The sequence below is a fragment of the Helicobacter pylori genome (genome assembly GCF_011140715.1).
Taxonomy (GTDB): domain Bacteria; phylum Campylobacterota; class Campylobacteria; order Campylobacterales; family Helicobacteraceae; genus Helicobacter; species Helicobacter pylori_DA.
Genome location: NZ_SFZZ01000035.1, coordinates 1 through 9619, shown reverse-complemented (window position 1 = coordinate 9619; position 9619 = coordinate 1). Strand labels below are relative to the sequence as shown.

Here is a 9619-nt window from a genome sequence, read left to right as displayed (position 1 = left end):
TCAAAACATGACGCATTCCACTCAAAACCCTAATTCCCCAGAAGGTTTGCTCACTTATTCTTTAAATGCAGACAAATACAGCCAGCTCCAAACCATCACGCAAGAATTAGGCAAAAACCCCTTTAGGCGCATCGGCGTGATTGACTATCAAAACAATAACGGCGCGATGAATGGGATCGGCGTGCAAGTGGGTTACAAGCAATTCTTTGGCAAAAAAAGGAATTGGGGGTTAAGGTATTATGGTTTCTTTGATTATAACCATGCTTATATCAAATCTAATTTTTTTAACTCGGCTTCTGATGTGTGGACTTATGGGGTGGGTATGGACGCTCTTTATAACTTTATCAACGATAAAAACACCAACTTTTTAGGCAAAAATAACAAGCTTTCTGTGGGGCTTTTTGGTGGCTTTGCGCTAGCTGGGACTTCGTGGCTTAATTCCCAACAAGTGAATTTGACCATGATGAATGGCATTTATAACGCTAATGTCAGCGCTTCTAACTTCCAATTTTTGTTTGATTTAGGCTTGAGAATGAATCTCGCTAGGCCTAAGAAAAAAGACAGCGATCATGCGGCTCAGCATGGCATTGAACTAGGTTTTAAAATCCCTACGATCAACACCAACTATTATTCTTTCATGGGCGCTAAACTAGAATACAGAAGGATGTATAGCCTTTTCCTCAATTATGTGTTTGCTTACTAAAAACCCTCTTTAAAAAAGGGGTTTGTTTAAAAACGCTTAAAAGCCTTTTTAAAATTAAGCGGTAAAGAGCCTAGATAATCTCTTATAAATCGCTCCCAAGCGATAAAATTAAAGTAATCAAAACCCTATTTTTGCGATCATTAAAGAAAATTTTTTAAAGATTATCACTCTTTTTTGATAAAGTAATAATTTAGAATTTAGGGAGTTTTTTATGGAAGAATCAACAGCGTTTATTTTGGCTCTTGTGGGGCTATTCACCGGCATTACCGCCGGGTTTTTTGGTATTGGTGGGGGGGAGATTGTCGTCCCTAGCGCGATTTTTGCCCATTTTAGCTATAGCCATGCGGTGGGTATTTCGCTCATGCAAATGCTTTTTTCTTCAGTGGTCGGCTCTATCATCAATTACAAAAAGGGCTTGTTGGATTTGAGAGAAGGCTCATTTGCCGCGCTTGGAGGGCTAATGGGGGCGATTTTAGGGAGCTTTATCTTAAAAATCATTGATGATAAAATTTTAATGGGCGTGTTTGTGGTGGTGGTGTGCTACACCTTTATCAAATACGCTTTTTCTAGCAACAAAAAGCCAGAGCATTTTGAAGAAATGCATTTTGATTTGCATGCGAATAACAAAACGCCCGAAAAAAAGCGCCCAATCCCTTTTGTGTCTATGGATAGAACGCATGGGGTTTTGATGCTCGCTGGTTTTGTTACCGGCATCTTTTCTATCCCGCTAGGCATGGGTGGGGGGATTTTAATGGTGCCATTTTTAGGCTATTTTTTGAAATACGATTCTAAAAAAATCGTGCCTTTGGGGCTATTTTTTGTGGTGTTCGCTTCTTTATCTGGGGTCATCTCTCTTTATAACGGGAAGGTTCTTGATAATATAAGCGTTCAAGCGGGGGTGATTACCGGTATTGGAGCGTTTTTAGGGGTGGGCATTGGCATTAAGCTTATTGCTTTGGCTAATGAAAAGGTACATAAAATCCTATTGCTCCTCATTTATGCTTTAAGCATTTTAGCGACTTTACACAAGCTCATTATGGGGTAAAAATTTAAAAATAAATCAAGGGCATTTTTTAAAGATGAAATAGCAAAGAGCTTGATTTTTAACAAGCGATAGTTTCTTGTAATGCGTTCTTAGGGGGTTAAGGAGATTATAGAGAAAATGATTTCAAAATACCCCCCTATCCTCATTAAGGAAATAAGTTTTTGCCATAAAACAATGAAAATAAAGCAACCAAAACCCCATTTTTTAAAAAAGTTAAAAAGCTTTAGTTATTGATATTTTAAGAACAAAGCCATAAAGCTTAAAAGAGGGCGTTTTCAAAGCAGGGGTATTAGAAATAAACCACTTAAGGCGGTTTCTAGTGGTTTTTAGCGGTCCTTAGGATAACCCAAACGCTTAAATTCCCCACTTTAACCCCCCAACATTAGGAGGCTTAGTCATACCCCCTTAATGCGACTTTTTGTCATTGATGTATTTTTTCAATTCACCCTTTTTGATATAAGGGATAAACTCGCCATAGCCCTCTTTTTCCATGTCTTTTAAGGGGATAAACCTTAAAGCCGCGCTATTGATACAATACCTTAAGCCTCCCAATTCCTTAGGCCCATCGTTAAACACATGCCCTAAATGCGCCTTACCAATACGGCTTAATACTTCAATGCGTTTCCTATTAAGGCTCTCATCGTCTTCGTATTTCACCACATCTTTATTGATAGGCTTAGAAAAGCTTGGCCACCCGCAACCGGAGTCGTATTTATCCGCTGAAGAAAATAACGGCTCACCTGTGGTAATATCCACATAAATGCCCTCTTCTTCTTTGTTGTAATACTCATTTTCAAAAGGTTTCTCAGTGTGTTTGTTTTGAGTCACCTCATACTGGAGTTTGGTGAGTTTTTTCTTTAAAACTTCATCGCTTGGTTTGGTGTATTTATCGTCATCCACAATCACTTCATCCGCCTTTTTCAAATCAATATGGCAATAACCACCAGGGTGTTTTTTCAAATAATCCTGGTGGTATTCTTCAGCCCTCACATAATTTTTTAACGGCTCTACCTCAATGGCGATTTTGCCTTTCACTTCTTTTTGTAACGCTTTTAAGGCGTTGTCTATCACTTCTTTATCCGCGCTATTGACATAGTAAATCCCTGTGCGATACTGCCTGCCCACATCATTACCCTGCTTGTTCACGCTCACCGGATCAATCACCTTAAAATAATAGCGTAGCAACTTGTCCAAACTGATTTTTTTAGGATCATAAACCACTTTCACGCTTTCAGCATGATCGCTCTCATGCAACTTTTCATAATTCGTGCTTGAAGTCTTGCCATTAGCGTAACCAGAGCTTGCGTCTATAACGCCATAAATCCTCTCCATATACGCCTCTAGCCCCCAAAAGCACCCCCCAGCCAAGTAAATCACTCTTTCATCGGTTTTAGGGTGTTTAGCCCCCATGCTTTCATTCGCTTGCATAATCGCTCCTATTAGTAGAAAAAGATAAAATTTTTTCAAATAAGATAATATTTTCATTGACAACCTTTGTTTTAATTTTAATGGTGTCCGCCATTATAACTAAAAAAGATGGTAATTGTTCTTTAAATTGAGTTTAAATTTCAATAAGGCGTTGTTCTACTAGGTAACAAAAGTTCCAATCACATCCACTCAACAATCTTACCCACCACATTGGCTTCATAGCATTTGATAGAGGTTTTTTGACTGGGTTTTTTGGGCAAAATAGCTTTTAAAAAGCCGTAATTTTCCATTTCTTTCAATCTGGCGTTCAAATTAGGGGATTCTAAAATCCTGCCATTCAAACTCACTTCGCCCAAAAACGCCGTTTTATTGTCAATTTTTCTGTTTTTAAAGCTTGAAAGGATACTGGCAATGACCGCTAAATCGCAAGCCGGCTCGCTAATCTTAATGCCTCCGCTCACATTAATGAACACATCATGGCGGTTTAAGGGGATTTCTAGCTTTTTTTCCAATAAAGCGATGAGCATGTTAAGGCGGTTAGTATCAAACCCGTTCGCCAATCGTTTGGGCGCCCCAAAACTGCACTCGCTCACCAACGCCTGAATCTCTAAAATCAACGCCCTTGATCCTTCTAAAGTGATGGTAATCGCGCTCCCCTCCATAGGCTCTTCTTTAGAAAAAAACAAGCTTGAAGCCTCTTTAGCGCTCACCAAACCCTGCTCTTTCATCTCAAACAAGCCGATTTCACTCGTAGGGCCAAAGCGGTTTTTAAAACTCCTTAAAATCCTTAATTCCCTACTGGGATCGCCCTCAAAATACAGCACGCTATCTACCATATGCTCTAGTACTCTAGGGCCTGCGATGCTCCCTTCTTTAGTGATATGGCCGATGATAAAAATAGCAATATCTCTTGTTTTGGCCAAACGCATGAGCTCAAAAGTGATCTCTCGCACTTGCGAAATAGAGCCGGGCGCTGAAGAAATCTCTGGCGAATAAAGCGTTTGAATGGAATCAATCACGCAAGCAAAATAATTTTCGCTTTCTATATTAGCTTTAATCACAGGCCAATTGATTTCATTGAGCAGATACAATTCTTTTTCTATGCAATCCAATCTAGTGGCGCGCATTTTAATCTGGCTCAAGCTCTCTTCCCCACTCACATACAAAACCTTTTGCTGGTTTTTGGCTAAGCCAGAAGCCACTTTTAAAAGCAGAGTGGATTTCCCCACCCCAGGACTCCCCCCCACTAAATACAGCCCCCCTTTAGCGATCCCCCCACCTAAGACAATATCCAACTCGCTTTGAGTGGAAGAAAACTTGATGACTTCTTCATGCTCAATTTCAGCGATAGAAACGCTTTTTTGTGCTTGTGAGAGCGGTTTTTTAAGCGCGTGTAAAACTTCCTTTTGAGCTTGGTTCAATTCTATAAAACTCTCCCATGCGTTGCACTGAACGCACTTTCCTAGCCATTTAGGGCTTGTAAAACCGCAATGCTGACACTCAAATAAAGAAGTTTTTTTAGCCAAAATATCTCTCTTTTTAAAATCACACAGCTAAAGACCAGATAAAAATGGGGTTTTGGTTTTGGTTTCTAGCAAAACTCGTAAAGCTAAACTAAAAACAAGTTAAAAAGTTATCAAGGGCCATTTTGCTCTATTTTTCTTAAAGCCTTCAAAATATAGCGTTTGATATAAGATCCCACGCTTTCTTCTTCTTCGTTAGCCATTTTCTCTAGTTTTTGGTATTGCTCATCAGAAAAATACAAGCTTACCGCGCAAGTTTTTTTATTAGCGTCTGCTTTTGGTTTGCGTCCTAGTTTATTTTTAGTTTCCCTTAAGTGAGTTTCATCTGTGTTTTCTGTCGTTTTCATCAAGTTCCTTCAATCATCATCGCAAATCGCTTTAAACGAAAATAGCATGTTAGCATAAAAGTAGCGTATAACGAACAATGTTGCAAGCGCTAATCATTCCTTATCTTAAGTTTATTAGCACTCGCTTGAAAAAGGCTTCACCCCCTAAAAATATCAAAACAAATCAAATCGGTAACACCCTGATACTGCGATCCAATAATTCCTGCAAAGCGTTTTCAATGGCAAATAATGTCCCGGTAGTCGCGCTCATGCACCCATCGCATGCCCCCATGTAGCGGATATACACATCAATGTAATCATCGCTTTCTTTAATGTCTAAAATCTCTAAATCCCCCCCATCCATCATAAGCATAGCACGGATATTTTCATCAATGACTTTATCCACCGCTTTAATCTTTTGAACCATAGTCATTTCCCTGAAAGCCAATTCCCCATTTTGGGATTTATTCGCAGCGGCTTTAAGTTTTTCAGCTTCCATTTCTTCGCGCACTTCTTTAAGAATATCCACCAGGTAATAATCCCTTTTTTCATGCCCACCCGGTCTCACACAGCTTTTACAAAACGCACCGGCTTTGGTGTAATTAGTGATTTCTTCAACGCTTTTTAAATCATTAAGCCTAATCACTTCCTTAATCGTGCCTAAACTCACCCTAGCGCACTCGCACACGATGATTTCTTCTTCAAAATCTTCAGCGTTTTTCCCTAAATACATGCCGGCAGCTTTTTTGATCACATCATACGCCATCACCGAGCAGTGCATTTTTTGCCCAGGAACCGCCGGCGTGTCCGGATCGTCTCTTAAGCCTCTTTCCACATCTAAATTCGTGATTTTTACCGCATCTTGGACTCTTTTATTCAAACATAATTCTACCATCATGTCTGAGCTTGCGATCGCTGTCCCGCAACCAAAGCTTTTAAACTTCGCGTCAATAATCGTGTCCGTGCTTTCATCTACAAGCCAATACAATCTCACCGCATCACCGCATGCTTCTGCGCCATAATCCGCCACAATGAGCTTAGCGTTTTTAGCTTTAGCCTGCTCTTCGGTGATGACCCCTAAATGCGTGGGGTTGTCCATGCGCCTTTGAACTTCTTTAGAATACGCATCCCAGAGAACCGAACCCACTAAATCATGTTTTGCCATTTTGATTCCTTTATATTCTTTTTAATAAGAGCTTGAAATGTTTCTCAATCTTATAGCCGCTTGAGAGAAAACTTCAATCGTTTTATCAATTTCAGCTTCCGTGTTAAAACGGCTCAATGAAAGCCTGATAGCGGTATGAGCCAATTCCTTACTCGCTCCAATCGCTACCATCACCGGATTAGCCTCTAAATCCTCACTCGCGCACGCGCTCCCTGTGGAAGCGGCGATATTGGAGCGGTTTAAATCCCACAGCATGGCCTCTCCTTCAATCCCTCTCACGCTGATTAAAGTCGTGTTAGGCACACGATGGACTCGATCCCCTACCACCATCACATCAGGGATTTTCAAAAGCGCTTCTTCTAATTTGTCGCGCAATTTCCCTACCACTTCTTTTTCATAGTCTAAATGCTCTACGGCTAATCTCATCGCTTCGCCCATTCCCACAATATAAGGCACATTCAAAGTCCCGCTGCGCCTGCCATTCATATGCTCCCCGCCATGGAAAAGAGGGGTCAATCCCACCCCACTTCTAATATACAACCCCCCAATGCCTTTAGGCCCATGAAACTTGTGCGCGCTAAAAGAAAGGAAATCCGCATTCGCCTTTAACACATCTACAGGGATTTTACCAATCGCTTGCACCGCATCGGTATGGAACAACACGCCCTTTTCTTTACAGATAGCCCCAATTTCTTCAACAGGGAAAATGAGACCGGTTTCATTATTCGCCCACATCACGCTCACTAAAGCGGTTTTTTCTGTGATCGCTTCTTTGACTTGCTCTGCGGTGATACTCCCATGCTCATTAATAGGCAAGTAAGTAACCTCCACCCCCAAGCTTTCTAAAAAATTGCAAGTGGATCGCACCGCCGGATGCTCTGCAACCGTGGTTACAATATGGTTTTTGCCTTTTTTCAAGCATTCATCAAAATACACGCCCTTTAACACCCAATTATTGCTCTCTGTCGCGCAAGAAGTGATGATCACATCGTCTATATCCCTAGCGTTAATGCCTTTATAGAGCTTATCCAATGCTTCTGCAATGGCCGGGTGGGTTTCTGTGCCAAACTGGTGCAACGAGCTAGGGTTCCCGTAATGATCCCTTAAAAAAGGATCCATGATTTCTTTGACTTTAGGGTCAATCCTAGTTGTAGCGTTATTGTCTAAATAAATTCGTTGTAACAAATGAGTGTTCTCCTTAAAAATTTTACATAGATTTCTTATCTAGGTCTAAATTATGATTAAATACAAGATATTTTCTTAATTTTAACTTAAAAATAAGATGAATTTTAAAAAACATTTTGAGAAACACAAATACCTCCATTAAAAACCAACATAGCCATTATCAACCCGCTTAAGGTTTTTTAAGGGGTCTCCCACGCCTGTCTTTTAAAGCGTCTATCCCCCCTTGTTGGTAACGCTTCTCCCACACATAGAGTTTTTGCAATTGTTTCGCTACTTCTTTTTTAGTGGGCTTAATGCCCCTAAGGTTATAAAGAGCGGTAATGATAAGGGGCTTTGGGATATTAAACCTTTGGATAAATTCCAAACAATCTTTTTTGAGTTGGGAGTCTTGCTTGTTTTTAGTAATATCCACATGGCTTAAATATTGCAACACATAAAGGCGTTTTTCTTCATCTTCTTGCGCGATTTCTGGGGCTAACTCCATCCCTTGACTAACGCCTTTAAAAAACTTATTTGAAGCCTCTTGTGGCGTGGAATAAACGCTCAAATAAGTTTCTAACAACGAAATCACTTTTTTTTGCTGTTCCAATAGTGCGTCTATTTTGGTGCTCAAACGATTTATTCTACTTTCCATGCGTTCAATGGTAACCACCAAAAATAAATAGCTATACAATCATTAAAAATAATTATTCTAATATCATGTTCCAAAGTAAGATGTGTTTTTATGATCATGCTACAATAAAGGAAAATGATTTCAAAGAAAAAGGGCTTAAAATGAAAACTTTTGAAGTGATGATTCAAACCGATTCGCAAGGGTATTTGGACGCTAAATTTGGCGGCAACGCCCCTAGAGGGTTTCTTAACCCAAACGGATTACCCACTTATTCGCCTAAAATCTCATGGCAAAAAGTGGAAGGCGCTAAAAGCTACGCTTTAGAATTAATAGATCATGACGCGCAAAAAGTGTGTGGCATGCCGTTTGTCCATTGGGTCGTGGGCAACATTTCTTACAATGTTTTAGAAGAAAACGCTTCCATGATGGATAAAAGGATTGTTCAAGGGGTCAATTCGCTCACTCAAGGCTTTATCCGTTCACCGCTCAATGAAAGCGAAAAACAACGCTCCAACCTCAATAACAGCGTCTATATCGGTCCCATGCCCCCTAATGGTGATCACCATTACTTAATTCAAGTGTATGCCCTAGACATTCCTAAATTGGAATTAAAAGCCCCTTTTTTCTTAGGCGATTTGCATGACAAAATGCGCAACCATATCATCGCCATAGGGAGAAAGGAATTTTTATACAAGCAGTTTGTAAGGAAATAAACTGCGTGTTTATTAGGTTTAATTAAACCTAAATAAACATTGGTTATTGAGCACCAAAACGAACTTAAGACAAGCGGAATTTTTGATACATCTCTAAAATCCTTTTTTCATCTAGCATGTTTTCTTCAATCCTTGTGCCTATCAAATCGGCATGGTGTTTTTTAAATTCTTTTAAAGGGATCAAATCGTCATAAACGATAGCGTTTCGCCTCTTTTTAGCTAAAGGGAAGTGCCATTGCACCATTTCCTTATCTCTAATATGGTGTTTGTCTTTAAGTTTTAGGACTTCATAACTCTCATCATTGTAGTGCCAAATTTCAAAAGGCTCGCAATCGTTATACAATAACCAATGATCCCCCCATGCGTCTAAAAAACCAAAATCCCCATCATTACGAACAAACACTTCAAAATCCTGCACCACAAAATTAATGCGCGAATACATCACAACCTCTTTAATGCTCTTAGGGATATAAAAACTTTCATAAAGCTTTTTAGCGTCATAGATATGATCACCATCAATTTTGACAACCCACTCATTTTTAGGGATAAAAGAAAGCGTATAATTAGAATAATGATAAAATTGGTGCCACAAACTCGGGCAATCCTTTAGTATGACTTCATAAGGATAACTGATAGGGATAAATGAGGGGAACTTTTTGCAAAACTCTAAGATCACTTCTTTAGAGCCATCATCGCAATCATTAAAACCAATGACCCCCCTTTGAATGTCAGGAAGCATGGAAAACAAACTCTCTTCTAAAGTAACGATTTCATTTTTGACTCTAATAAAAGCCCATGGGTTTAGAGGGCTTTTAGGGTTTTGATTTTTTTATCATAGTCAAAATAACCCGAATGCGTGGGATTGGGTAGAGTTAAAGTGGGATGGATAACCCTATCTTCTAAATGCCCCCCCCCCCC

Annotated in this window: 9 protein-coding genes and 1 pseudogene; 3 read left to right on the top strand and 7 right to left on the bottom strand. The window is 39.8% G+C overall.

The window, feature by feature from the left end; genetic code table 11:
- Both EWZ81_RS03410 and EWZ81_RS03405 read left to right on the top strand, forming a co-directional pair.
- Positions 1 to 703: outer membrane protein (locus EWZ81_RS03410; protein ID WP_165549024.1), on the top strand; the 703-nt coding region annotated here is incomplete at its 5' end.
- Between the two features lie 211 nt (positions 704 to 914).
- Positions 915 to 1748: a sulfite exporter TauE/SafE family protein gene (locus EWZ81_RS03405; protein WP_108540851.1), complete on the top strand. Its 834-nt coding sequence runs from the start codon at positions 915 to 917 to the stop codon at positions 1746 to 1748.
- Between the two features lie 405 nt (positions 1749 to 2153).
- Here the strand turns inward: EWZ81_RS03405 and msrB are convergent, their stop codons facing one another.
- From msrB to EWZ81_RS03375, 6 genes are all read right to left on the bottom strand, one after another.
- A complete protein-coding gene (gene msrB, locus EWZ81_RS03400; RefSeq protein WP_165549023.1) occupies positions 2154 to 3233 on the bottom strand; it encodes a peptide-methionine (R)-S-oxide reductase MsrB in 1080 nt (359 codons plus the stop codon).
- A gap of 122 nt (positions 3234 to 3355) precedes the next feature.
- Positions 3356 to 4702 (bottom strand): DNA repair protein RadA, encoded by a 1347-nt coding sequence (radA, locus tag EWZ81_RS03395; RefSeq protein ID WP_165549022.1) that lies wholly within the window; start codon positions 4700 to 4702, stop codon positions 3356 to 3358.
- Positions 4703 to 4812: 110 nt separating this feature from the next.
- The gene (locus EWZ81_RS03390; protein WP_165549021.1) at positions 4813 to 5046 is read right to left on the bottom strand and encodes a ribbon-helix-helix domain-containing protein; all 234 of its coding nucleotides are present in this window, start codon (positions 5044 to 5046) and stop codon (positions 4813 to 4815) included.
- A 163-nt stretch (positions 5047 to 5209) separates the two neighbouring features.
- Positions 5210 to 6190 carry an iron-sulfur cluster assembly scaffold protein NifU gene (locus tag EWZ81_RS03385; protein WP_001052006.1) on the bottom strand — a complete coding sequence of 327 codons (981 nt, stop codon included), beginning with the start codon at positions 6188 to 6190 and terminating at the stop codon, positions 5210 to 5212.
- A gap of 21 nt (positions 6191 to 6211) precedes the next feature.
- Complete coding sequence (locus EWZ81_RS03380) at positions 6212 to 7375, bottom strand: NifS family cysteine desulfurase (protein ID WP_165549020.1); 1164 nt, start codon at positions 7373 to 7375, stop codon at positions 6212 to 6214.
- A 169-nt stretch (positions 7376 to 7544) separates the two neighbouring features.
- Entirely contained in the window at positions 7545 to 8009 is a 465-nt protein-coding gene (locus EWZ81_RS03375) for a helix-turn-helix domain-containing protein (RefSeq protein WP_165549019.1), read from the bottom strand.
- Positions 8010 to 8074: 65 nt separating this feature from the next.
- On the opposite strand from EWZ81_RS03375, the gene EWZ81_RS03370 reads away from it, so the two are divergent.
- Complete coding sequence (locus EWZ81_RS03370) at positions 8075 to 8701, top strand: YbhB/YbcL family Raf kinase inhibitor-like protein (RefSeq protein ID WP_001936330.1); 627 nt, start codon at positions 8075 to 8077, stop codon at positions 8699 to 8701.
- 64 nt (positions 8702 to 8765) lie between these two features.
- Here EWZ81_RS03370 and EWZ81_RS03365 read toward each other — a convergent pair.
- Positions 8766 to 9619 (bottom strand): annotated as a pseudogene (locus tag EWZ81_RS03365) (beta-1,4-N-acetylgalactosaminyltransferase); the annotation flags it as partial.

Bases quoted from the DNA above. Each gene is read 5' to 3' on its own strand.
- EWZ81_RS03405 (WP_108540851.1), top strand. From the start codon at position 915: ATGGAAGAATCAACAGCGTTTATTTTGGCTCTTGTGGGGCTATTCACC.
- msrB (WP_165549023.1), bottom strand. From the start codon at position 3,233: ATGAAAATATTATCTTATTTGAAAAAATTTTATCTTTTTCTACTAATA.
- EWZ81_RS03390 (WP_165549021.1), bottom strand. From the start codon at position 5,046: ATGAAAACGACAGAAAACACAGATGAAACTCACTTAAGGGAAACTAAA.
- EWZ81_RS03385 (WP_001052006.1), bottom strand. From the start codon at position 6,190: ATGGCAAAACATGATTTAGTGGGTTCGGTTCTCTGGGATGCGTATTCT.
- EWZ81_RS03375 (WP_165549019.1), bottom strand. From the start codon at position 8,009: ATGGAAAGTAGAATAAATCGTTTGAGCACCAAAATAGACGCACTATTG.
- EWZ81_RS03370 (WP_001936330.1), top strand. From the start codon at position 8,075: ATGTTCCAAAGTAAGATGTGTTTTTATGATCATGCTACAATAAAGGAA.